Genomic DNA, 23,119 nt, shown 5'->3' with positions numbered 1-23,119 from the left:
TACCGCCTGAGCGAATCAGCGCGGGCCGGGTTCGTCCGGGTCTTCGGGCCGCAGCACCGTCGTGCCGTCCTCCAGCTCGGTCAGGGTCACCATCTTCTGGCCGGGATGGATTCGGTTGGCGATGCTGCGCCGTCCCTTATCGATCACCGATTTGGCGACCGGGCTGCTGGTCAGCGCGTGGTAGGTGCCGACGATCTGCTCGTAGCGGCGACGGCCGGCTTTCGTGCCCATCACGTAGCCGACGCCCATCACGACGACGTACCCGATCAAATGCTGCTCCCTACATCGTGCGGTGTTTCCATCCTGCCTCACGCAACGGCGGCGCGTTTGGGTGCGACCCCCGTCGGGAGGCGGTGCTGTCCGGATGCGCTAGAGTCGTGCAAGTCCACGCGGACAGCAGTCCCCTGTAGCTCAATTGGCAGAGCATTCGGCTGTTAACCGGAGGGTTGGTGGTTCGAGTCCACCCGGGGGAGCCACCACGTCGTACCGGCGTCAGTCCAGCCGGGGAATCACCGAGGGACCGGCCTGCGAAGGCGGCTGCTGCGGTGCGAACATCGGGGGCGTCTGCTGCGACTGGGACTGCTGCTGCTGAGCCGCGCGGGCCTGGGCGAGCGCACTGACCAGCGGGCTGTTGGCCATCATCTCGCGGCGCTCTTCGTCGGTCAGCTCGTAAATCGCCCACGCGCCCCAGGCGGCCGGCCGCACATACAGGGTGACCTTCTGCCGGCCGTTGTTGAAGACGGCGGGAACCGCCACCGCCCGGTCGGTGGCGGCGAAGCTGGCCATCTCCTCGGTAATCCGCTCGATGTCGGCGGAGTCCTGCAGCTCATAGGTCGGTGCCTGGACGCCCTTGGTCGGTGTGGCATTCAGCGCGAGGAACCACGCCATGGTTGGTACTCCTTTGTTTGAGCATCGATGCGGACAGCCTATGACGGTCGGCCGGTGGATTCACCGGCGGGCAGTCTCTGCCAAGTGTTCCGGATGCAGCATCTCGGCGTATCGCAGCTGCTCCGGGATGCCGAACCCGTCGACCAGGGTCTCGGCGTGCGGCCGCAACTTCCGGCACCGGTCGTTGATGCCGCGGGTCACCGCCTTGGCCCGATCGGTGGACAGGTAGCGGTGCTCGATGTACCACGCCTTGTCGTCCTCGATGACACTGAGCGCGTACAGGTCGCACACCAGTTCCAGCAGCTCGCGGGCTTCGGGGTCCGGGCAGGACTCGATGCCGGCGACGAAGGCCTCCAGCACCACCCGATCGATGTGGGCGGCCGCGGCGTGCAGCACGTGGTCCTGCACGGCGTTGAAGGCGTCGAAGTCGCTCATCTCCTCGGACTTGGCCCGCAACCGGCGCGCCACCGACGTCAGCAGATATTCTTCGCGGTCGGTGAACATGTGCAACTGGGTACCCCGGTTGAACAGACTGCCTTCTTCCTCGCTGTCTTGGCGGGCGTCGACGAAGGTCTGGATGATCGTCTCTGCGGCGGTACGTTTCAGCACCCGGTCGCTGACCGTCTCGGCGGCGAAACGCACCCAGTCCACCGGGCTCATGCCGGCGATGTCGTCGGCATAGGCGGTCAACAGTTGCTTGGCCACCAGTTGGGTGAGCACGTGGTTGTCGCCCTCGAAGGTGGTGAACACGTCGGTGTCGGCGCGCAACGCGATCAGCCGGTTCTCGGCCATGTAGCCAGCGCCGCCGCAGGCCTCGCGCGCCTCCTGGATCGCCCGGGACGCGTGCCAGGTGTTGGCGGCCTTCAGCCCGGCCGCCCGCGCCTCCAACTCCCGCTGTTCCTCGGGGTCGGGGTCGTCGGCGGTCTGCAGGTCATGGCACTTGCTCACCAGTTCGTTCTGAGCGAACTGCAGCGCGTATGACCGTGCGATCAGCGGCAGCAGCCGGCGCTGGTGTACCAGGTAGTCCATGATGAGCACCTCGTGCTCGGCACCGTCATCGCTCGGCGCGCTGAACTGCTTGCGCTGCAAGGCATATCGAGTAGCGATGTCCAGCGCGACCCGGGCGGCCGCGGCCGCGCTCCCGCCCACCGAGACCCGGCCGCGGATAAGGGTGCCGATCATGGTGAAGAACCGCCGGCCGTCGCTTTCGATCGATGACCGATAACTGCCGTCCGGGTCGACATCGGCATACCTGTTCAACAGGTTCTCGCGCGGAACCCGGACGTGATCGAAGACGATGCGACCGTTGTCCACCCCGGGCAGACCGCCCTTGTAGTGACAGTCCGAGGTGGTGACGCCGGGCAGGTCGTTGCCCTCGGCATCCCTGATCGGCACCAGGAAGCAGTGCACGCCGTGACCTTGCTCTTCGCCGCCCGGGCCCGGTGTTCTCAACTGGGCGAAAACCGCCGCGACGGTGGCGGTTTCGGCCGCCCCGCCGATGTAGTCCTTGCGGGCCGTGTCGGTGGCCGAATCGATGACGAACTCCTCGGTCGCCGGGTCGTAGGTGGCGATGGTCTCCAGCGCCTGCACGTCGCTGCCGTGGCCGGTCTCGGTCATCGCGAAGCAGCCCAGCAGGTCCAGGTCGATGATCTTCTGGACGTAGGCGCGGTGGTGGCGCTCGGTGCCCAGGTTTTCCACGGCGCCGCCGAACAGCCCCCACTGCACGCCGGCCTTGACCATCAGCGACAGATCCGACATCGCCAGCATCTCGATCATGGTGATGGCCGCGCCGACATCACCGGTTCCACCGTGTTCCTTGCGGAAGCTGTCGGCGGCCACACCGGTGCCGGCCATGATCCTGAGCTGTTCGGCGACCTTGGCGCGCGCAATCACCGTGTTCGGCGTGTAATGCGGGCGGAATATCTCATCGGACAGGGTGGCCCGGACCCGATTCTTGACCGCGCGCCAACGGCCATCCAAAGCGTCACAGAGAGCTGCGGAGATGGTCACCCCTGCACGGTAGCCGCGCCGGGCGGCCGGTAAACCGGGTTTAAATGACGGTGTGCGTTGGAAGCTGGCCCGGCTGTTGCCGCTGTGTTGGATCCTCGCCGCCGGCTGCGGACCGTGCGAGGCGCCGGCCGCGGCGTCGGGACTGGAATACCTGGGCCAGACCCATCTGGCGCCGGGCACCGTGTTCGCCGGTACGACGGTGGGCGGATTGTCGGGGATCAGTTACGACTCGCAGCGGGACTGTTACTACGTCATCAGTGACGACCGGTCGGCCAGCGGGCCGGCCCGGTTCTACACGGTACGGCTGTCGGTGTCCGATCGCGGCGTCGATGCCGTGGCGATCATGGCCGTCCACCCGCTGCTGGACGAACACGGGCGGCAATTCGAACCGCGGTCGTTCGACAGTTCAACGCCGGTCGTGCCACCGGACCCGGAAGGTATCGCGTTCGACAGCGGCCGGCAGCGGCTGTATTGGTCGTCGGAGGGGGAGCGGCGCACCGACGGGCCGCGTGGTCCGGTGCTGGCCGATCCCTGGGTCAGGATCGCCGGGCTCGACGGCAGTTATCTCGGCCGGTTGACCACGCCACCGCAATTGGTGATGTCGGCGCAACGCACCGGGCCGCGCCGCAACATGACGCTCGAGGGGCTGACACTGAGCCCGGACGGCCGGTGGCTGTTCGCCGCGATGGAAGGACCCGGCTACGACGACGGCGCCCTGCCGGATCAGGGCCGCGGCGCGCTGACCCGCATCACCGCCTACCGCGTGGACCCGGGCGCCGACTCGGCCGCGCCGTTCGCCCAATACGCCTATCCGCTGGAGCCGGCCACGGCCCCCGCCGAGACAAACGGTCTGACCGACCTGGTGGCGTTGTCCGACACCGCGTTCCTGGTGATCGAGCGGGCGTTCAGCGTGCGCCCGACGGTGCGGTTGTTCCGCGCCGAAATCGGGGACGCCACCGATGTGTTGGGCGTGCCGGCCCTTGCTCAGGCGGCCGTGACCCCGATGGTCAAGACGTTGGTGGCCGACCTGTCGACCACACCCGGCCTGCAACCGCTGGACAACATCGAGGGGATCACGCTGGGCCCCAAGCTGCCCGACGGGCGTCAAACGCTGGTGCTCGTCAGCGACGACAACTTCTCGCCGCGCCAGCTGACGCAGTTCGTGGTGCTCGCGATGCCCGCACGCTGAGTCGATCTGGCGACGCACCGGCGAGGAACGACCCGGGCCGGAGACCACCCGCTTGGATGGGCACTATCATCGGGGGCAGGCCGGCCACCTGGGAGACCAAATGTAACCCGGCAGCCGCTAATTGATATTCACCGAATGCCGGCTCTCGTTATTGGCGATTGCGGGTATCGAAAAGGTTTAATTTGCACAGTGCCCTGATAGCGTTAGCGCAATGCGGTACGACTGCCGGTCAGTGACGAGGCTGAGATCGCGCGTTGGCTGACTCCACCGACCGGCGCGCCGATGCGACGCGCCAGCAGATCATCCGCGCCGCTGCGCACCAGTTCGCCCAGCGGCCCTATCACGACGTCGGCCTGGACGATATCCTCGCGGAAGCGGAATTGACCAAGGGCGCAATGTATTTCCATTTCCGCTCCAAGCATGCTCTCGCACTTGCCGTCATCGACGAACAACTCGCCAGGGCCGGCGCGGCGGTACAGTCGCTGGTCGACCGGAAGCTTTCCGGCCTGGAAACCCTGATCGACGTCGGCTATCTGATGGCGGTCGAAGACATCTGTCGCGACACCGCGCGCGCGGTGCTGCATCTTCTTCCGGTTGTCGGTCGTGGCGAAGGACTGCAGACCACGGTGCTCAACAATGCGGTCCAAGCGCTGAGTGTGGTGGCCGAACGCGCAGTCGCCGAAGGGGACATCGTCGAGCAGGAACCGCAGGATGTGGCCCGGATGCTGGTGGCGCTGTACCTGGGGTTGCGGCAGGCGGGCGATCTCGACGATCCCGAACAGTTCCTGGGGCAGATCGAGCGGGGCTTTATCGTCGTGCTGCCCGGATTGGTGCCGGACGACCGTATCGACTATTTCCTCCAGTTCATCCGGCGGCGCACCGCGCTGGCCATCAAGACCGCGTCGGAGAACCCCACCGCGGCCGACGACCGGGCGGGCTGATGGCACGTCAGGTTCGATCCGAGGCGACCCGACGGAAGCTGCTCGACGCAGCCATCGACGTATTCGGCGAGGTGGGCTACGTCGCCGCCGGCCGAACCGCGATCATCGAGCGCGCGGGAGTGACCAAAGGCGCCCTGTACCACCACTTCGATTCGATGGAATCACTGGTGATGGCCATCATCGAGGGTGGATTCAGCACCATGCTGAGCACCTTCCGGAACATGTGCCAACCGTCGTCGCCTGCCTTGGAAGGCATGATCCACGGCATGTTCGCCGTCACCGCGGTGCTGGCCGTCGACAAAGAGGCGCGGGCGGCGGGCCACCTGGTTTTCGCACTGTCGGAATCCAACGAACTGGGCGGTGACGTCGCCGACGAATGGGCGGCGACGGTGGCCGCCCAGACCGCACGCGCAATCGCCGAGGGGGATTTGCGCGAGGGCCTCGATCCCGCCCTGGTCGCCGAGCCGATCACCGGCGCGATGCTCGGGACATGGCTGCTGTCGAGCGCCGCGGACGGCATCGCCCGATTGACCCGGATGTGGGAGATGCTGCTGCCCGCGATCGTCGCGGCGGACTCGCTGGCGTACTTTCAGCAATTCCTGGCCCGCGAGTCGCTGCGTTACCAGGCCGAGCCCGGACCCGGGGGCGGCGGCGAGGACTCGGCCGCCGTCGACTGAGGCGCTATCGCTCGTCCGTCCACAGTTGCTCGGTGAGGTCTTGGAAGGTGGCGAGCGCAACCCGGTCGTCGGCACGTTCGAGCGCCGACTTGCTCATCAGGGCCCGCACCGTTGAACCATCCCGATGTTCCAGGGAGACAACCAGATTGGCCAATGAGTGCATTACCGACAATGCGGACTCCTCAGCTGGCGGCACCTCGCCGAAGATCTGCCGGAACTCCAGGGCCAGCACTTCTTCTTGGGTGTAGCCGAGCATGCCGGCGAAGCCGGTGTTGGCGAACAAGATGGTGCCGTCGTCGGCGATCGCCAGCACGGGCACCGGGATCCGCTCGAGCGCGACCAGGGCCGGCAACTGCCGCAGCGTCTCCATCGGGGTCTGGGGGGTGTGCGCGTTTCGCCGTCGCTCCATGCATCTGATTATGACGGGCGTGGCCCTGCTCGCGGGCATCCTTGCCGGTCCCGGCGGCCCGGCGTGTGGCCGTCGACGCACCGTGTGCCACACAAGTCCTAACGACCGGTCTTGTAAGGATTGGACATCATACGAAAGGTATGTACTATCTCCATTTATGCGAGGGACTGGTTTGCAAGGCAGGGGTGCGCGACAGCGCGCGCCGTGGCCGGCGCCGGTGAGTTCCTCCCACAGCTTCGCCCGGGGCACCTCGAGGGGTCCGCACCGCCGATTGCCGCCGTACGCCGAGACGCGCTGGTGCACCGCACCGGCTGCAGAGCTCGCCGGCCGGCAGCCGGGGGTGCGGTTGTGTGCCGCGTTCTACCGGGCGTTGTTCTTTTCAGATCACCAAAGCCTGGCTGTCGGCCAGGAAAGGCATGGCCATCCAGCGCGACGCCAGCATTGATTCCGCGGCGGCGCCGGGCACCGGGCGCGAGAACAGGAAGCCCTGCGCGCGGTGGCATCCGTGACGCATCAAGGTGAGCGCGGCAGCTGAGGTCTCCACGCCCTCGGCGACCACTTGCAGTCCGAACGCCTCGGCAAGTGCGATGATCGCCCGCACGATCGCCAGATCGCCCGCGTTGACGCCCAATTCCCGCACGAATACGGTATCGATCTTCAGCGTGTCGACCGGCAGATCCTTCAGATGCGACAGCACGGCGTAGCCGGTGCCGAAGTCGTCGATGGCGATCTGAACTCCGGCCTCGCGCAGCTCGGCCAGCGTGCGCCGGGTGGTTTCGATGTTCTGCACCACCGCGCGCTCGGTGATCTCCAGGCACAACGACCCCGGACGCAGACCGAACTCCTCGACGGTGTCCACCACGTTCTGAACGAATCCGCGGGCGGCCAGCTGCACCGGCGAGACGTTGATGCGCAGGGTGGCGTTGGTCCGGACGCCGTTGGCCTGCCACGAACTGAATTCCGCGCACGCACTGCGCATCACCCACCGGCCCAGGTCGTCGGCCAGGTTGGCGGATTCGGCGATGCTGATGAACGAGCCGGGCAGCAACAACCCGCGGGTCGGATGCCGCCACCGCACCAGCGCCTCGACCGCCACGATCGCCCCGCTCCACAAGTCGACCTCGGGCTGGTAGTACAGCAACAGTGACTCGTCGTCGATCTTGCCCTGCAGGTGCAGCTCGATGTCCTTGCGGAACAAGCTCTTCAGCGACATGTCATCGGTGGAGCTGACGGTCTGATTACCACCACCGCGTTTGGCGGCCAGCACCGCCTCGTCGGCGCGATGCAATAGGCCCGCGCTGGTGTCCTCGCCCGGTAGCCCCACGGTCACGCCCACACTGACCGTGCTGGTCACGGTATGGCCCTGGATCTCCACCTTGTCCCGCAGGGCACCTTGCAGCCGATCGGCGAAGGTCTCTGCGCTGGCCATCGACATGGGCCAGTCCGGGATGACGACGAACTCGTCACCGCCGATCCGGGCCGTCATGGTGCGGTTCCCGGCATATGCCCGGAGACGCCGGGCGAAGTCCTGGATGAACCAGTCGCCGGCGGCGTGCCCGAGATAGTCGTTGATCGGCTTGAGCCGGTCCAGGTCGATGTAGAAGACGCCCACCGGGCCGGGATTGCCCGCGACCAGCCGGTCGGAGAGATGAGCGACGAGCGCGCGCCGGTTGTGCAGCCCCGTCAGGTCGTCGTGGTCGGCCAGGTAGCGCAGCCGCTCCTCGGCGACCACCCGGGCCTGCAACTGCGCGAACAGCGACGCGATCGCTTCGATCGTGTTGAGTTCTTCCGGCCGCCACTTGGGCCGGCGGAACTTGACCAGGCCGAGCATGCCGGTGGTCACCGGCCCCGAGATCAGCGGTGCGGTGGCCACCGACAGTGATTCGATCGCATGATCGATCGCCATCTGGCGCACATAGCCCGACTCCGACGGTTCCGGCCGGATGACCGCCACCCGCTTGCCGTGCGCGCAGGTGGTGAAGACCGGATCGGCGGTGGTGAACGAGACAACCGCCAGCGGATCCGGGTCGGGTGGATCGGTACGCGGCGGCCACTCCGCCACGAGCTTGGACGCCCGGATCTCGTGGTCGTTGTGGCGCAGGAATCCGGCGTCGACGTTGAGCTGCTCCACCAGCGTCTGCAGCACCCGCTCGCTGACGGCGGGCGCCGTGGCCGGCGTGGTGGCCATCAGCTGGGCGGCGATCGAAGTGACCAGCGCCAATCTATCCGCCACGATGTCCTTCCCCCGAAGACCGGTAGCCCCGCGCGGGAACCGCACGGGCCGCAGCACGCCTGGGCTCGCGTCGGGTTGATGTCGCAGTGAGCATATTCCGAAACCGCTCAGGCTGGAACATCTCAGCTGAACCGGCTGCTAGCGCTCCGGTCTGCTCGGAGCGATCTCGGCCAGGAAACGCCGTAACACCTCGACGGCCTCGGTGAGCGTCCGGCGGTCTTCCGCGGACAGCCGGTCCAACTCCGGGTCGATCGCCGAGGCCCTGTCGCGGCGAACCTGGTCGAGGGTCTGCACGCCTTTCTCGGTGATCCGGATCAGCACCGCGCGAGCGTCCTGCGGATCCGGGGTGCGGGTGGTCAGTCCGGCGTCCTCGAGTCGCCGCACCTGGGTGGTCATCGTCGGCTGCGAGCAGTGGTCGACCGCCGCCAAATCGGAGATACGGGCCTCGTCCAGATCCTCGATGGTGGACAGCAGCCGGGCTTGGGCACCGGGAATCGGCAGGGCGACCCGCTGGGTGGCCACGCGGTTGAGGCGGGCGACGACGCTGAGCAGGTCGGCTCCCAGGCTGATGTGGGCGGGGGCTGCCATCGCGCGAGTATGGCACAAGAGTGGACACAAGTGGATCATCTCGCCGCGGCCGCGTATCGGGGGGTTTCCGGAGCGGCTGGCAGAATCGACGGGTGACGAAGACCGGCCAGGGTGGTAGCCGAGTTCGGGCGCGGTCGATGCGGCCCGTCGAGATCGCGCAGGCGGCGGTGATGGCGGCGTTGTGCGCGGCGACGGCGATCATCGCGGTCGTCGTGCCCTTTGCCGGTGGATTGGCGCTGCTCGGGACGGTGCCGATGGGCCTGCTGGCCTACCGCCACCGGTTTCGGGTGTTGACTGCCGCCACGGTGGCCGCCGCAACGATCGCGTTCCTGATCGCGGGGATGGGCGGCTTCATGACGGTGGTGAACTGTGCCTACATCGGCGGGTTGACCGGCGTCATCAAGCGTCACCGCCGTGGCCTGCCGACCGTGGTCGTGGCCTCTGCGGTGGCCGGCGGAATCTTCGGAGCCGCCGCCGTGGCGGCGTTGACCGTCCTGTCGCGGCTGCGCCACCTGATCTTCGATGCGATCACCGCCAATGTGCACGGCGTCGCCGCCGCGATGGACAAGGTCCCGCTGCCGGAATTCCAGCGGGCCGCGGCGGACCTCACCGGCCTGCTCGCCGTGGTTCTGCGTTACTGGCAGTGGCTCCTGCTGGTGCAGTCGACGATCAGCGTGATGATCGTGTCCCTGCTCGGCTGGTGGGCGCTGTCGCGGGTGCTCGACCGGCTGCGCGGCGTTCCCGACGTGCACAAATTGGACCTGCCGGCCGAGAGCGGGCCGGTAGCGCCGGTCCCGGTGCGGCTGAATCAGGTGCGCTTTCGCTATCCGCAGACCAACCACGACGCCCTGGGGCCGGTGAGCCTGGAAGTCCACGCGGGCGAACACGTCGCGGTCACCGGGGCCAACGGCTCGGGCAAGACCACCCTGATGCTGCTGCTGGCCGGGCGTGCGCCCACCGCAGGCACCGTCGAGCGCCCCGGAGCGGTCGGGTTGGGCGCGCCCGGCGGCACCGCAGTGGTGATGCAGCATCCCGAGAGCCAGGTGCTGGGCACCCGGGTCGCCGACGACGTGGTGTGGGGCCTGCCCGCGGGGGCCACCACCGACATCGACCGACTCCTCGGCGAGGTCGGTCTGAGTGGGTTCGCCGAGCGCGACACCGGCGGGTTGTCCGGCGGTGAGCTGCAGCGCTTGGCGGTGGCCGCGGCCCTGGCCCGCGAACCGGCACTGCTGATCGCCGACGAGGTCACCAGCATGGTCGACCCGAAGGGGCGTGAAGTCCTGCTGGGGGTGCTCTCGGGGCTGGCGGGCTCGTCCGAACGGCGCTGCACCTCCCTGGTGCACATCACCCACTACAACGATGAAGTCGGCAGTGCCGACCGGGTCATCGATCTGTCCGGCTCGCGCGACAACACCGCCATGGTGGAGACCGCCGAGGTTCCTGCCGCGGCGTCCGGCGGCGCCACCGCCGGGCGCAGTGGCCGCCCGGTGCTCGAACTGATCGGTGTCGGACACGAATACGGCAGCGGCACCCCATGGGCCAAGACCGCGCTGCGTGACATCAGTTTCACCGTTGACGACGGAGACGGCCTGCTGATCCACGGCGGCAACGGCTCCGGCAAGTCGACGTTGGCCTGGATCATGGCCGGCCTGACCACGCCCACCACCGGCCGCTGCCTGCTCGGCGGGCGACCGGCCGACGAACAGGTGGGGGCGGTGGCGCTGTCGTTCCAGGCGGCCCGGCTGCAGCTGATGCGCAGCCACGTGGGTCTGGAGGTGGCGTCGGCCGCCGGCTTCTCACCGCACGACCACGCCCGCGTCAGCGCCGCGCTGGCGGCCGTCGGTTTGGACGCGGCGCTGGCCGGCCGGCGCATCGACCAACTCAGTGGCGGCCAGATGCGTCGACTGGTGCTGGCGGGCCTGTTGGCCCGTTCGCCGCGGGCCCTCATCCTCGACGAACCGCTCGCCGGTCTGGACGCCACCAGCCGACTGGGGCTGCTGCGGCTGCTGGAGGGCCTGCGGCGCGAGACCGGCCTGACCGTGGTGGTCATCTCGCATGACTTCGCCGGGCTGGGCGAACTGTGTCCCAGGACCCTGCACCTGCAAGACGGTGTGATGGTGTCGGCACCGGCGGGTGCGGCATGACCGGGGAGGCACGCCGAAACCCACGCCCGGTGGTGTTGCTGCGCCCGGTGCCCGGCGACTCCGTCGTGCACCGGTTGTGGGCAGGAACCAAACTGCTCGTCGTCTTCGCTATCTCGGTACTGCTGACCTTCTATCCGGGCTGGGTGCCGATCGGTGCGGTGGGCTTGTTGGTGTTCACCGCGGCCCGGGTTGCCCGCATACCGCGAGGCGCCCTGCCATCGGTACCGCGCTGGCTGTGGGTGTTGCTGGTGGTCGGCGGTGCCACCGCCGCCATGGCCGGCGGCGAACCGGCCGGTCTGGGCGGACTGTTGAATTTCCTGCGGATCACCGCGCTGTCGATCGTGCTGCTGGGCTTGGGCGCGATGGTGTCGTGGACCACCAACGTCGCCGAAATCGCGCCCGCGGTAGCCACACTCGGCCGGCCATTGCGGCTACTGCGCATTTCGGTCGACGAGTGGGCAGTAGCGCTGGCGCTTGCGCTGCGCGCCTTCCCGATGCTCATCGATGAGTTCCGCGTGCTCTACGCCGCTCGCGGACTGCGTCCCAAGACCCGGCCGCGGACCCGCCGGGAACGTCGACGCCGCTGGGCTCGTGAGGCGATCGACCTGATCACCGCGGCCATCACCGTCACGCTGCGCCGCGCAGACGAGATGGGCGATGCGATCACCGCTCGCGGTGGCATCGGCCAGATCTCGGCATCGCCGGCGCGGCCGAAGCTGGCCGATGCGGTGGCGCTGGCACTGGTCACCGTGACCTGCGGTGTGTCGCTGGCCCTCGAGCTGACGGTGCTGAGCACGGTGGGCTAGCCGCGAGATCACGCTCACGCAGGTCGCTACTCGGACATTTCCTGCGTGGATCCGATCTCGCGCGGGCTCACCGGGCGGCTGCGGTGTTGGCGGCGTCTTGAGCCCGGCGCAGCGTCGCGGCGACGTCGGTGCGACCCAGGAACATCTCGTCGAAATACGGCTTGATCGCCTGGTTGCCCGCCGGAAAGCCCGCACCGCCACCGGGAGCCGGGATGCGCGGCCCGTCCAGCACCGCGAAGAACGGGGTGACATCCACCCCGCGGCGCGCCCAGTAATCGAAGTAAACCCGTTGCGCGCTGAGCACGGCCGGAATCGCCGCCCCCTGACGGCCCAGGTATTCGTTTCCCTGATAGCTGCCGAGCCAGGCCAACACGTCTCGCACCGCCTGCGGGTGAGGCGATGCGGCGTTGCCGACCGCGGCGATGCCGTTGGTGACGCTGACCCGGCCGGCCGGCCCGACCGGCAGCATCGCCACACCCCATCCGAACGCGGCCTGCTCGGCGACCGCGGCCAGGTTGTAGGTGCCGGACTGGAACAGTGCCATCTTGCCGGCGAGGAATTGGTTGCGGGAGAAGTCGCCGTTGGTGTTGGTTTCCGACGCCGGCGGCGCCACGTGATCGTCGTTGATCAGCCGCACCAGGTATTCGAACGCGGCCACGGCCGCGGGGTTGTCGAAGGCGAACTCGTCGCCGCGCTGGAACACCCCGCCGGCCGAGCCGATGTAGTTCAGGTAGATGCCCTGCGGGTCGTTGGCGGCGTTATAGCCCCACTGCCGGATGCGGCGCTCGTCGAATCCGGGGGTGTCGGCGCTGCGCCCGGCGACATCGCGGGTGAGCTTGGCCAGCAGCGGCCGCAGCGTGTCGTCAGCGGGGCGCGGATCCCACCGCAGCCGTGTCAACGCGGTGGGATCGACTCCGGCCGCGGCCAGCAGCTCCGCGTTGTAGTACACCGCGATACCGGCGTCGGTGAGCTGCGGTACCCCCCACAGCGTTCCGTCTCGGGTGAATTGGGTGACCACCGACGGCTCCCAATCAGCTTTGTCCGCATCGATTTTCAGTAGCCGCCCGCTGTCGGCATACCCGGCGAGGTAGGCGTCGGACAGCCAGAAGATGTCGTCGGCGCCGCCGCCGGCCACATCGGTGCGCAGCGTGTCGAAGTAGGTGGCGTAAGAGACCACGTTGACGCGCACCTCGATGTCGGGGCGCGCGCGGTGCAACGCCGCGAACGACTGCCGATAGGCCCCGGCGACCTGCTCGTCCCACAGTCGCACCGTCACCACCGTCGCACCGGTGGTAGAGCGGGTCGAGGCGTCATCGAGCAGCACCCCCGCAGCGCCGAGCAGTGCGGCGAGTGCGATCACCGCCCCGGCGAACAGGGTGGAGAACCGCGGCCGGCTCACTTGATCCCCGTCACGACGATCGATTGCACGATCCGCCGCTGGAACGCCACGAACAGCACGATCAGCGGGATCATCGCCACCGTGGTCGCCGCCATCACCAGCGTCCACTGCGCGTTGTAGCGGGACTGCAGCGCCGCGGTGGCCACCGTGAGCACCCGCCACTTGTCGCCGCTGGTAATCACCAGCGGCCACATGAAGTTGTTCCACTGCGAGACCACGGTGATCAGACCGAGGGTCACCAGGATCGGCCTGCTGGCCGGGACCATCACGTGCACGATCACGTCGAGGGTGTTCGCCCCGTCGAGGCGGGCGGCGTTCACCAGGTCGGCAGGCACTGCGCGAAAGTACTGGCGTAGTAAGAAGATCGCGTAAGGGGAACCGAACACAAACGGCAACACCAGGGCCCAGAAGGTGTTCCGCAGGCCGAGTTGCGCCATCATCAGATACAGCGGCACCACCGTCACGGTGGCCGGCACCATCAGCGTGGCCACGTAGACCCAGAACAAGGCGTCCCGTCCGGGAAACTCCAGCCGCGCGAACGCGTACGCGGCCAGCACCGAGAACGTCAGCTGTCCGAGCACGATCACCGCTGTCATCAGCGTGGTGACTGCGGCCGCCCGCCCGAATCCGGCACCGCCCAGATCGGCGTAATTGTCCAGGGTCGGCGGGTCGGGCCAGGCCAGCGGAGTGCCCCTGGCGAATTGGCGTGCCGGGGTGAACGACGTCAGCAGCCCCAGCCCGAAGGGAGCCAGCGTGATCAGTGCGCCGAACGTCAGCAGCGCGTAGACACCGGCGTTACGTGAGGTCATAGCTGACCCGCCGGCCGAACGAAAGCTGCTGAACCACCGTCACCCCCACCAATACGGCGAACAGCACCAGGGCCATCACCGCGGCCCGCCCGATCGCCGCCGCCCCGAACGCCTCGTCGTAGATGCGGTGTGCGATCAGATCGGTGCGACCGGCGGGGCCGCCCCCGGTGAGCGCGTAGACGGTGTCGAACACCTGCGCCGCGCTGACCACCCCGGTGACCAGGACGAAGAACATGGTGGGCCGCAGCATCGGCAACGTCACCCGCCAGAACCGCTGCCAGCCGTTCGCCCCGTCGATCCGCGCCGCCGACAGCACCTGGGTGGGGATGGCCAAGATGCCGGCCACAAAGAACAGCGCCACGTAGCCCACGTTGGTCCATACCACCACCGCCGACGTCACCGGCAACGCCAGCCCGGGATCGGTCAGCCACTCCACCCGGTGCCCCAATACGGTGCTCACCGCGCCGTCCGTGGGGCTCAGGATCCAGCGCCACAGCACCGCGATCGCCAGCGGCGCGCAGATCCACGGCAGCACGTAGATGGTGCGAAACATCCCGCTGCCGGGCAGGCCGTGCGCCAGCAACACCGCCACCCCCAGTCCCAGCAGGGTTTGCAGCGGGACGACGATCGCTACGAACAACACCGTCACCACCAGTGAATTGCCGAACACCGGATCGGTCAGCACCGATCGCCAGTTGTCGCCGCCGACGTAGCTGATCGGCCCCAGCAGATCCCAGCGGTGCAGGCTGAGCCACACCACCACCAGGATCGGCAGCAACAGGAACGCCACCACGCCGAACAGGCTGGGCGCCAGCAGCGCGTAGCCGAGCGCGGTAGACCGGGGTGCCTGGCGCATAGGTGTATTAAAGCGGCCGCGGCAAGTCAAAAGCGGGTCTTCATCCGCTCGAGAACTCCGGGAACGTCGACGAAGGAGAAGGACTCGCCGGACAAGGATGTCACGGTGCCGCGGTAGGTCCCGGCGAGCTGCCAGTAGTCGATCGCGGCCGCGACCAGGTTGACCTTGACCGCTTTGCGTCCCGCGGGTGTGAACGTCACCTCCAGCCTGCGATCGCGGTCGCAGACGTTCACGCTGGACAGCTGATCACCGGAGGCGAAGTCGAACCGAACCCCGGCGAGCGGCTCGACGCCGCCGGGAACCCAGTTGGACGACTCGTCGTCATCGTCGCTGAGCTCGGTCCGGTCGACGAAGTTGGAGCCGACCACACCGCCGGGCATGCGGACCGCGAAAGTCCCCCACGTCCAGGTCGTCGCATACGGGAACTGCGAACGGTGCTCGTCGAGGATGGCGAAATCGCGTGCCGGGTCGAACTCGTAGGTCCGGTCACCGACGGTGACCGTCCCCTCGACGGGAAACGGTTGCTTGAACGTGTAGTAGTCGATCGTCGGGGTGAGCTTCGCGCTGAGGCTCAACGGCGGCGCGGCCCCCCGCACATCCAGCCGCAGTGCACCGGTGATCGCAGGCCCGCGCTTGTCCGCCGCGCAGTCGATTCGCACGGTGTCGGCATCGAAGTCGTATTCGAGCCGATAGCCGCGCTTGGCGATCCGGCAGCGCCCGCCGCGCAGCAGCTCGTCGGGCAGGTCCAGGCTGCCGCCCCGGAAGCGGGTGCTCTTCTCCACCAGCACACCGGCCGCGTCGCGGACGAACAGCTCCGAGGACCCCAGATACTTGACGTCCTGCATGATCATCGCGCCCGACATCTCGGGGTGGATCAGCGCGAAGCCGATCCACTCCTTGAGCCGGAACTGGTGCCAGCGGCGCGACCAGCCGCGGTGGGCGTCGACCGGGTTGGTGACCGCGACCCGCTGGGCGAACCGGCCGTACCGTCGAACACCGTCTTCAACCAGCCGCTGCGGCGCCCTCACGCGGTGATCATTATCGACACCTATGCCGTGGTCAATCACCGGCACGCCGTTACGGTGGACCGGTGACACCGAACCGGGGGATCGATGCCCAATTCCTGGCGCTGCCCCGCCACGAGCTGGCCGACGCCGCGCTCTCGGCGGCCAGAGCGGCCGGCGCCGAGCACGCCGACCTGCGTATTCACCGGATCGCCACCGAGATGGTCCGGCTGCGCGACGGCGAACTGGAGACCGCGGTGGTCAACCGCGAACTCGGGTTGGCGGTCCGGGTGATCGTCGACGGCACCTGGGGTTTCGCCTCGCACGCCGAACTGGCGCCGGGCGTCGCGGCCGACACTGCCCGCCGGGCGGTGCAGGTGGCCAAGACGCTGAGCACCCTCAACGCCGAACGCGTCGAGTTGGCGGCCGAACCGGTCTACCGCGACGCCAGCTGGGTGTCGGCCTATGCGATCGACCCGTTCGCAGTGCCCACCGCCGACAAGATCGACGTGCTGGAGGACTACTCCGGCCGGCTGCTGGCATCCGACGGGGTCAACCATGTGACCGCTGCGCTGACCGCGGTCAAGGAACAGGCCTTCTACGCCGATACGTTCGGCTCGTCGATCACCCAGCAGCGGGTGCGGGTGATGCCAGTCTGCGAGGCGGTCACCGTCGGGCCGGACGGTTTCGATTCCATGCGCACGCTGGCGCCGCCGACCGCGCGGGGCTGGGAGGCGGTGGCCGGCGACGAGGTGTGGAACTGGTCGGATGAACTGGCGCAGCTGCCGGTGCTGCTCGCCGAGAAGATGAAAGCCCCCAGCGTGATCGCCGGCCCAACCGATCTGGTGATCGACCCGACCAACCTGTGGTTGACGATTCACGAATCCATCGGGCACGCAACCGAATACGACCGTGCCATCGGCTACGAGGCGGCCTATGCCGGCACTTCGTTCGCCACCCCGGACAAGCTCGGCACGATGCGCTACGGGTCGCCGGTGATGAACGTGACCGCCGACCGCACCGTGCCCTACGGGCTGGCAAGCGTCGGTTACGACGACGAGGGGGTGGCCGCCCAGAGCTGGGACCTGGTGCGCGACGGGGTGTTCGTCGGCTATCAACTGGACCGGGTGTTCGCGCCCCGGCTGGGCCAGACCCGCTCCAACGGGTGTTCTTACGCCGACTCGCCGCACCATGTCCCGATCCAGCGGATGGCCAACGTGTCGCTGCAGCCGGGCGCCGAGGACGTCTCGACCGCCGATCTGATCGCCCGGGTGGACGACGGCATCTACATCGTCGGAGATCGATCGTGGTCGATCGACATGCAGCGCTACAACTTTCAGTTCACCGGGCAACGATTCTTCCGGATCCGCGACGGCCGGCTCGACGGCCAGCTGCGCGACGTCGCCTATCAGGCCACCACCACCGATTTCTGGAATGCGATGGAGGCGGTCGGCGGTGCCTCGACGTGGCGCCTCGGCGGGGCGTTCAACTGCGGCAAAGCCCAGCCCGGTCAGGTGGCCGCAGTCAGCCACGGCTGCCCGTCGGCACTGTTCCGGGGGATCAACGTGCTCAACACCCGGGCCGAGGGGGGCAGGGAATGATCGCCGGCGCCGACGACGCAGTGGGGGTACCCCCAGGCGCGCAGCGGCGAGGGGGACGAAGCGATGAGGAGAAGGCGGCGCAATGATCCCCGCTGTCGACGATGCAGAGCGAAGCGATGAGGAGGAGGCGGCGCATTGATCCCAGCGCAGCAGGTGATTGACCATGCCCTGGAAGCCGCGGGCAGTGGTCGGCATGCCGGCACCGAAATCGAGACGATCGTGCTGGTCACCGACCGCGCCGAGGCTTCGCTGCGCTGGGCGGGCAACTCGATGACCACCAACGGGGTGTCCAACAGCCGGACCACCACGGTGGTCACGATCGCCCGCGACGACGAGGGGCCGCGGGTGGGATCGCTGTGCTCAGCGGAGGTGGATCCCGCGCTGATCCCCGAGCTGGTGGCAGCCTCCGCGGAGGCCGCCGCCGGCGCGCCGGAAGCCCGCGACGCCGCAGAGCTGGTGAGTGGCACCGGCGTGCCGGATGATTGGGATGCCGAAACGCCGGGTACCGGCGCCGAGGTCTTCGCCGGGCTGGCGGAGTCGTTGAGCCGGGGTTTTCGCGGTACCGACCAGTTGTACGGCTTCGCCCGACACGAGATGGCGACGACGTTCTTGGCGTCCTCGACCGGGCTGCGGCGCCGCTTCACCCAGCCCACCGGGACGGTGGAGATCAATGCCAAACGCGATCGCGCCAGCGCCTGGGCCGGAGTGAGCACCCCGTATTTCGTTGACGTGCCGACCGATTCGCTGCTCGAGCAGCTGTCGACGAGGCTGGGGTGGGCGGCGCGCACCGTCGAACTGCCGGCCGGGCGGTATGAGACGTTGATGCCGCCGTCCACGGTGGCCGACATGATGATCTACCTGGGTTGGACGATGAGTGGCCGCGGCGCTCAGGAGGGCCGCACCGCCTTGTCGGCGCCCGGCGGCGGCACCCGGGTGGGGGAGCGGCTCACCGAGTTGCCGTTGACCCTGTACTCCGACCCGCACGCGTTCGGCCTCGAGTGTGCGCCGTTCGTGGCGACCGGCGCCTCCTCGGAGACGGCGTCGGTGTTCGACAATGGCCTGGACATCGGCTGCGTGGACTGGATCCGCGGTGGGGTGATCAACGCGCTGGCCTACCCGCGGGCGGCTGCCGCGGAATTCGGTGCCCCGGTCGCCCTACCCGCCGACAACCTGTTGATGACCGGCGGCTCGGCCAGCATGGACGAGATGATCGCCTCCACCGAACGCGGTCTGCTGCTGACCACGCTGTGGTACATCCGCGAGGTCGACCCCACCACGCTGCTGCTGACCGGGCTGACCCGCGACGGCGTCTATCTGGTCGAGGACGGCCAGGTGACCGCGGCGGTGAACAACTTCCGGTTCAACGAGAGCCCGCTGGACCTGCTGCGCCGCGCCACCCAGGCCGGCATCGCCGAGCCGACGCTGCCGCGGGAGTGGGGCGACTGGGCGACCCGGGCGCTAATGCCCTCGCTGCGGATACCCGACTTCCACATGTCATCGGTGAGTCAGGCGCAGTGATCTTCAGGCGGTGAGGCCGGCAGGTCCAGCTCGTCGAATCTGGCGAGCGCGGCCGCGAGGTCGTCCTCATCGAACAGTTCACAACGGTTGACCGAATCTCCGTGGACGGTCACGATCGCGACACCGTGCCACTCGGCGTCGAAGCCCTCCTTCGTAAGCCCTTGCGCCACATGGGTGACGACGGCCCCGAGCGTGCTGAGCCGATGCGCCTTGCCGGCGGTGCGCGGTGGATCGTCGCCCCACAGCAGATCGATCAGCGTCTCGGCGGACACGACCGAACCGCCGTGCAGTCCGAGCATCGTGAGGATGGCGCGAGGTTTCGCGCCCGGGATGATGACCGGGGCGCCGGTGTGCCGGGCCTGGAGAGGTCCCAAAACCCCCAGCTCCACGGCTTGAATGGTAGTCACGTCGTCATCGTCGGTGGGGCGATTCAACGCGCGGTCAAGATCCGGTAAAGCCGGTCCGCGGGTTCAGCCCCCCGGGGCGCACCAGGACCTCGTCGGTAAAATCCGGCGCTATGAGCGAACGTGTGGAGCAGCTGGAATTTCAGGCTGAGGCCCGTCAGCTGCTGGATTTGATGGTCCACTCGGTCTACTCCAACAAGGATGCGTTCCTGCGGGAGCTGATCTCCAACGCCTCCGATGCGCTGGACAAGCTGCGGCTCGAGGCATTCCGCAACAAGGACCTCGAGGTCGACACCTCCGATCTGCACATCGAGATCGAGGTGGACAAGGCGGCCCGCACGCTGACCGTGCGTGACAACGGGATCGGCATGTCGCGTGACGAGGTGGTGGACCTGATCGGCACACTGGCCCGCTCCGGCACCGCCGAGCTGCGCCAGCAGCTCAGGGAAGCGCAGGATGCCAAAAACTCAGCGGCCTCCGAAGAGCTGATCGGCCAGTTCGGCATCGGGTTCTACTCGGTGTTCATGGTTGCCGACCGGGTCGAGATGGTCACCCTCAAAGCTGGCCACCGCGAGGCCATCCGGTGGGAGTCCAGCGGCGACGGCACCTACACCATCGAGCCGGTGGAGGGCGCGCGGCAGGGGACCTCGATCACCTTGCACCTCAAGCCCGAGGACACCGAGGACGAGCTGCACGACTACACCGCGGAATGGACGATCCGCGGCCTGGTCAAGAAGTACTCCGACTTCATCGCCTGGCCGATCCGCATGCAGGTCGAGCGGCGCACCCCGCCTGCCGAGGAGGGCGGCGAAGAGACCGTCACAGTGGAGACCGAGACGCTGAACTCGATGCAGGCGCTGTGGGCGCGCCCCAAAGACGACGTCTCGCAAGAGGAATACAACGAGTTCTACAAACACATCGCGCATGCCTGGGACGAGCCACTCGAAGTCATCGCGATGAAGGCCGAGGGCACCTTCGAATACCAGGCGCTGCTGTTCATCCCGTCGCGCGCCCCGTTCGACCTGTTCAACCGGGATGCGCAGGTCGGGGTGCAGCTGTACGTCAAGCGGGTGTTCATCATGGGTGACTGCGATCAGCTGATGCCCGAGTACCTGCGCTTCATCAAAGGCGTCGTCGACGCGGCGGACATGTCGCTCAACGTGTCCCGCGAGATTCTGCAGCAAGACCGCCAGATCAACGCGATCCGGCGACGGCTGACCAAGAAGGTGCTCTCGACCATCAAGGAACTGCAGTCGCAGCGGCCCGAGGACTACCGCACCTTCTGGACCGAGTTCGGCCGCGTCGTCAAGGAAGGACTGCTCTCCGACTTCGACAACCAGGAGACGCTGCTGGCGATCAGCTCCTTCGCCTCGACGCACAGCGAGTCCGAGCCGACCACGCTGGCGCAGTACGTCGAACGCATGAAAGACGGCCAAGAGCAGATCTTCTATGCCACCGGCGAGTCCCGCGAGCAGCTGCTGAAGTCGCCGCACCTGGAGGCGTTCAAGGCCAAGGGTTATGAGGTGCTGCTGCTGACCGATCCGGTTGACGAGCTGTGGGTGAACACCGTCGCCGAGTTCGATGGCAAGCCGTTGCAGTCGACGGCCAAAGGCGAGGTGGACCTGGACTCCGAGGAGGACAAGACCGCCCACGAGGAGCAGCGCAAGGAGCAGGAAAAGGAGTTCGCCGACCTGATCGCCTGGCTGCAACAGACCCTGGACGAGCACGTCAAAGAGGTGCGGCTGTCGACCCGGCTGACCGAATCACCGGCCTGTCTGATCACCGACACCTTCGAGATGACCCCGGCCTTGGCGCGTATCTATCGCGCCAACGGGCAGGAGGTGCCGGTCGGTAAGCGGATCCTCGAACTCAACCCGGCCCATCCGCTGGTGACCGGTCTGCGCCAGGCGCACGGTGAGCGCGGCGACGATGCCGAGTTGGCCGACACCGCGGAGTTGCTCTACGGGACAGCGCTGTTGGCCGAGGGCGGGGCGCTGGAGGACCCGGCGCGGTTCGCCCAACTGCTCGCACAACGGTTGACCCGCACCATCTGACCTCGGTCGTCTCCGTCGACGCGGGCCGCCGGTGGGCGTGGCTCAGCAGTCGGTGAGGCCGTCGGCACTGGTCATTTCCGCGCCGTCTCGCCTCGAGTCGGACAACGTTCGTACACGTCGTTCCCCCCCGCTTTTGGGTGTCAGATCCGATGGCGGAGGGCGAATGCACAACCGAGACTGGCCGGTGGCAGAAGTTTTCCCGCACCGGAGTCCCCGGCGGGAAGACGAATGCTCGGTGGTATCGCCGCCACACGACCCGGTCCGGTCGAGCAGGCGTTGGTCGACCGACTCTGTGGGCTCCAGAGGCGGGGCGAGTCCGGCACCGCTCGTCGCCGATAGAACGGCAACCAGAGGGGATATGCAAGGTGTTGGATTTCGGAACGTCCCCGCCCGAGATCACCTCGGCGAAGATTTACACCGGCCCGGGTTCCGGGCCGTTACTTGCCGCCGCGGCAGCTTATGATTCGCTTTCCGCGCAGTTGAATTCATTTTCCACCGGCTATCTCTCGGTGATCGCGGATCTGCAGGGCGAGAATTGGGCGGGTCGGGCGTCCGCGGCGATGGCGGCCGCGGCGACCCGGTATGCCGAGTGGGCGGCGGTCACGGCGGGCCAGGTTGAACGCGCTGCCGGCCAGGCGCGCGCCGCGGCGGCCGCCTACGAGAACGCACGTGCCGCGATCGTGCCGCCGATGGTGGTGACCGCCAACCGCGCCCGGCTGGCGAACCTGGCCGCGACCAACATCCTCGGGCAGAACACGCCCGCGATCGCTGCCACCGAATTCGAGTACGCCGAGATGTGGGCCCAAGACACACTCGGGATGTATGGCTATGCGACCTCCGCGGCGACGGCGACGCAACTGTCGCCGTTTCAACAGCCGCCGCCGACCACCACCGGTGGCGCCGGCCAGGCCGCCGCGGTGGCCGGCTCGGTGGCCGGCGCGGGCGCGTCGAACTCGCAGAGCTTGCTGCCGCAACTGCTTGCGGAGTTGCCGCAGCAGCTTGGCGGCCTGTCGACCGGGGCGGCCGCAGCAATGCCGGCGCAGGTAGACCCGTTGTTGCCGCTGGCCGGGATCGAGGCGGTGAACATCCTGCTGGGGCCCGCCTCATTCGGCTTGCAGACCGCGCGCACGGTCTCGGCGGTCGGCTCCTTCGCGTTGGCGGGGAACGCCTATCTGGTCACCCATGGCAACGCCGGTGTGGGCGCGGCCGGGGCGGCCGCGCCGGTCCTGGCCAAGGAAGCGGCACCGGTGCCGGAGCCTGCCGGCGGTCGCCATGCCGTACTCGCGCACATGGGCGGCGATGCGCCGCCGGTGGGGCAGCTGTCGGTGCCGCCGGCGTGGGCCGATGCCACCCCGGCTGGGGCCGCTAGTGAAGACCCGGTGTGGCTGGCGGATACCGATCTTCCCGATGTGTCGCCGGACGGTGTGATGGCTGACGTTCCCGGTGCCGCTCCGGCGATGGGCATGGGGCCGATGGCGGCAATGATGGCCGGTGCGGTGGGGCGCCAGTCGGTCGCCGGCGCCTTACGCGTCGCACCTGACCGCTTCAAGATGCCGCGCCCGTCCTTTGGCGGCTAGCCGATGCGCTCG

General features: G+C 68.0%; 19 protein-coding genes, 1 tRNA gene and 1 pseudogene. 10 read left to right on the top strand and 11 right to left on the bottom strand.

What is annotated here, in order from left to right; all coding sequences use genetic code 11:
* Nucleotides 1-15: 15 nt before the first annotated feature.
* Nucleotides 16-270: a hypothetical protein gene (locus ACAG20_RS01490; RefSeq protein WP_370491271.1), complete on the bottom strand. Its 255-nt coding sequence runs from the start codon at nucleotides 268-270 to the stop codon at nucleotides 16-18.
* Nucleotides 271-400: 130 nt separating this feature from the next.
* Here ACAG20_RS01490 and ACAG20_RS01485 point away from each other — a divergent pair.
* A tRNA-Asn gene (locus ACAG20_RS01485) sits at nucleotides 401-476 on the top strand.
* Between the two features lie 16 nt (nucleotides 477-492).
* Here the strand turns inward: ACAG20_RS01485 and ACAG20_RS01480 are convergent.
* Nucleotides 493-888 carry a hypothetical protein gene (locus tag ACAG20_RS01480; protein WP_013828513.1) on the bottom strand — a complete coding sequence of 132 codons (396 nt, stop codon included), beginning with the start codon at nucleotides 886-888 and terminating at the stop codon, nucleotides 493-495.
* Nucleotides 889-948: 60 nt separating this feature from the next.
* A complete protein-coding gene (locus tag ACAG20_RS01475) occupies nucleotides 949-2,898 on the bottom strand; it encodes an acyl-CoA dehydrogenase (RefSeq protein WP_370491270.1) in 1,950 nt (649 codons plus the stop codon).
* Between the two features lie 52 nt (nucleotides 2,899-2,950).
* Here ACAG20_RS01475 and ACAG20_RS01470 point away from each other — a divergent pair, with 52 nt between their 5' ends.
* The 3 genes from ACAG20_RS01470 to ACAG20_RS01460 all read left to right on the top strand — a co-directional run bounded on the left by ACAG20_RS01470 (nucleotide 2,951) and on the right by ACAG20_RS01460 (nucleotide 5,705).
* On the top strand, nucleotides 2,951-4,087 hold the full coding sequence (locus ACAG20_RS01470; RefSeq protein ID WP_370491269.1) for an esterase-like activity of phytase family protein: 1,137 nt from the start codon (nucleotides 2,951-2,953) through the stop codon (nucleotides 4,085-4,087).
* 254 nt (nucleotides 4,088-4,341) lie between these two features.
* Entirely contained in the window at nucleotides 4,342-5,028 is a 687-nt protein-coding gene (locus ACAG20_RS01465) for a TetR family transcriptional regulator (protein WP_370491268.1), read from the top strand.
* The gene (locus tag ACAG20_RS01460; protein ID WP_370491267.1) at nucleotides 5,028-5,705 is read left to right on the top strand and encodes a TetR family transcriptional regulator; all 678 of its coding nucleotides are present in this window, start codon (nucleotides 5,028-5,030) and stop codon (nucleotides 5,703-5,705) included. The genes ACAG20_RS01465 and ACAG20_RS01460 overlap by 1 nt, the downstream gene beginning before the upstream one ends.
* A gap of 4 nt (nucleotides 5,706-5,709) precedes the next feature.
* Here ACAG20_RS01460 and ACAG20_RS01455 read toward each other — a convergent pair whose 3' ends face one another.
* The 3 genes from ACAG20_RS01455 to ACAG20_RS01445 form a co-directional block, all read right to left on the bottom strand.
* Complete coding sequence (locus ACAG20_RS01455) at nucleotides 5,710-6,075, bottom strand: PAS domain-containing protein (RefSeq protein ID WP_013828518.1); 366 nt, start codon at nucleotides 6,073-6,075, stop codon at nucleotides 5,710-5,712.
* Nucleotides 6,076-6,493: 418 nt separating this feature from the next.
* The gene (locus ACAG20_RS01450) at nucleotides 6,494-8,302 is read right to left on the bottom strand and encodes a putative bifunctional diguanylate cyclase/phosphodiesterase (protein ID WP_370491412.1); all 1,809 of its coding nucleotides are present in this window, start codon (nucleotides 8,300-8,302) and stop codon (nucleotides 6,494-6,496) included.
* Nucleotides 8,303-8,485: 183 nt separating this feature from the next.
* Nucleotides 8,486-8,935 carry a MarR family winged helix-turn-helix transcriptional regulator gene (locus ACAG20_RS01445; protein WP_112686794.1) on the bottom strand — a complete coding sequence of 150 codons (450 nt, stop codon included), beginning with the start codon at nucleotides 8,933-8,935 and terminating at the stop codon, nucleotides 8,486-8,488.
* Nucleotides 8,936-9,072: 137 nt separating this feature from the next.
* Between ACAG20_RS01445 and ACAG20_RS01440 the strand changes: the two genes are divergently transcribed.
* Nucleotides 9,073-11,079, top strand: a complete 2,007-nt coding sequence (locus ACAG20_RS01440; RefSeq protein WP_370491411.1) for a DUF2232 domain-containing protein — start codon at nucleotides 9,073-9,075, stop codon at nucleotides 11,077-11,079.
* Complete coding sequence (locus ACAG20_RS01435; protein WP_370491266.1) at nucleotides 11,076-11,885, top strand: CbiQ family ECF transporter T component; 810 nt, start codon at nucleotides 11,076-11,078, stop codon at nucleotides 11,883-11,885. Before ACAG20_RS01440 ends, ACAG20_RS01435 begins: the two co-directional genes overlap by 4 nt.
* Before the next feature lie 67 nt (nucleotides 11,886-11,952).
* On the opposite strand, the gene ACAG20_RS01430 is transcribed toward ACAG20_RS01435, so the two are convergent.
* Genes ACAG20_RS01430 through ACAG20_RS01415 form a run of 4 tightly spaced genes read right to left on the bottom strand, consistent with a single transcriptional unit; the run spans nucleotide 11,953 to nucleotide 15,977 of the window.
* Nucleotides 11,953-13,284, bottom strand: a complete 1,332-nt coding sequence (locus ACAG20_RS01430; RefSeq protein WP_370491265.1) for a sugar ABC transporter substrate-binding protein — start codon at nucleotides 13,282-13,284, stop codon at nucleotides 11,953-11,955.
* On the bottom strand, nucleotides 13,281-14,093 hold the full coding sequence (locus tag ACAG20_RS01425) for a carbohydrate ABC transporter permease (protein WP_370491264.1): 813 nt from the start codon (nucleotides 14,091-14,093) through the stop codon (nucleotides 13,281-13,283). The genes ACAG20_RS01430 and ACAG20_RS01425 overlap by 4 nt, the downstream gene beginning before the upstream one ends.
* Nucleotides 14,080-14,949: a carbohydrate ABC transporter permease gene (locus tag ACAG20_RS01420; RefSeq protein WP_370491263.1), complete on the bottom strand. Its 870-nt coding sequence runs from the start codon at nucleotides 14,947-14,949 to the stop codon at nucleotides 14,080-14,082. Before ACAG20_RS01420 ends, ACAG20_RS01425 begins: the two co-directional genes overlap by 14 nt.
* 26 nt (nucleotides 14,950-14,975) lie before the next feature.
* Entirely contained in the window at nucleotides 14,976-15,977 is a 1,002-nt protein-coding gene (locus ACAG20_RS01415) for a DUF2804 family protein (protein WP_370491262.1), read from the bottom strand.
* A 62-nt stretch (nucleotides 15,978-16,039) separates the two neighbouring features.
* On the opposite strand from ACAG20_RS01415, the gene ACAG20_RS01410 reads away from it, so the two are divergent.
* Entirely contained in the window at nucleotides 16,040-17,554 is a 1,515-nt protein-coding gene (locus tag ACAG20_RS01410) for a TldD/PmbA family protein (RefSeq protein WP_112687191.1), read from the top strand.
* A gap of 135 nt (nucleotides 17,555-17,689) precedes the next feature.
* Nucleotides 17,690-19,072, top strand: coding sequence for a metallopeptidase TldD-related protein (locus ACAG20_RS01405; protein WP_370491261.1), 1,383 nt, complete (start codon nucleotides 17,690-17,692; stop codon nucleotides 19,070-19,072).
* Between the two features lie 206 nt (nucleotides 19,073-19,278).
* On the opposite strand, the pseudogene ACAG20_RS01400 reads toward ACAG20_RS01405, so the two are convergent.
* Nucleotides 19,279-19,461, bottom strand: a pseudogene (locus tag ACAG20_RS01400) (hypothetical protein); the annotation flags it as partial.
* Nucleotides 19,462-19,589: 128 nt separating this feature from the next.
* Here ACAG20_RS01400 and htpG point away from each other — a divergent pair.
* Both htpG and ACAG20_RS01390 read left to right on the top strand, forming a co-directional pair.
* On the top strand, nucleotides 19,590-21,530 hold the full coding sequence (gene htpG / locus ACAG20_RS01395) for a molecular chaperone HtpG (RefSeq protein WP_370491260.1): 1,941 nt from the start codon (nucleotides 19,590-19,592) through the stop codon (nucleotides 21,528-21,530).
* Nucleotides 21,531-21,895: 365 nt separating this feature from the next.
* On the top strand, nucleotides 21,896-23,107 hold the full coding sequence (locus ACAG20_RS01390) for a PPE family protein (protein ID WP_370491259.1): 1,212 nt from the start codon (nucleotides 21,896-21,898) through the stop codon (nucleotides 23,105-23,107).
* Nucleotides 23,108-23,119 lie beyond the last annotated feature (12 nt).

It is taken from the genome of Mycobacterium sp. pW045 (genome assembly GCF_041287085.1).
In the GTDB taxonomy this organism is placed as follows: domain Bacteria; phylum Actinomycetota; class Actinomycetes; order Mycobacteriales; family Mycobacteriaceae; genus Mycobacterium; species Mycobacterium algericum_A.
The sequence above is the reverse complement of the archived record's forward strand: the minus strand, read 5'-3'. Positions and strand labels throughout refer to the sequence as shown.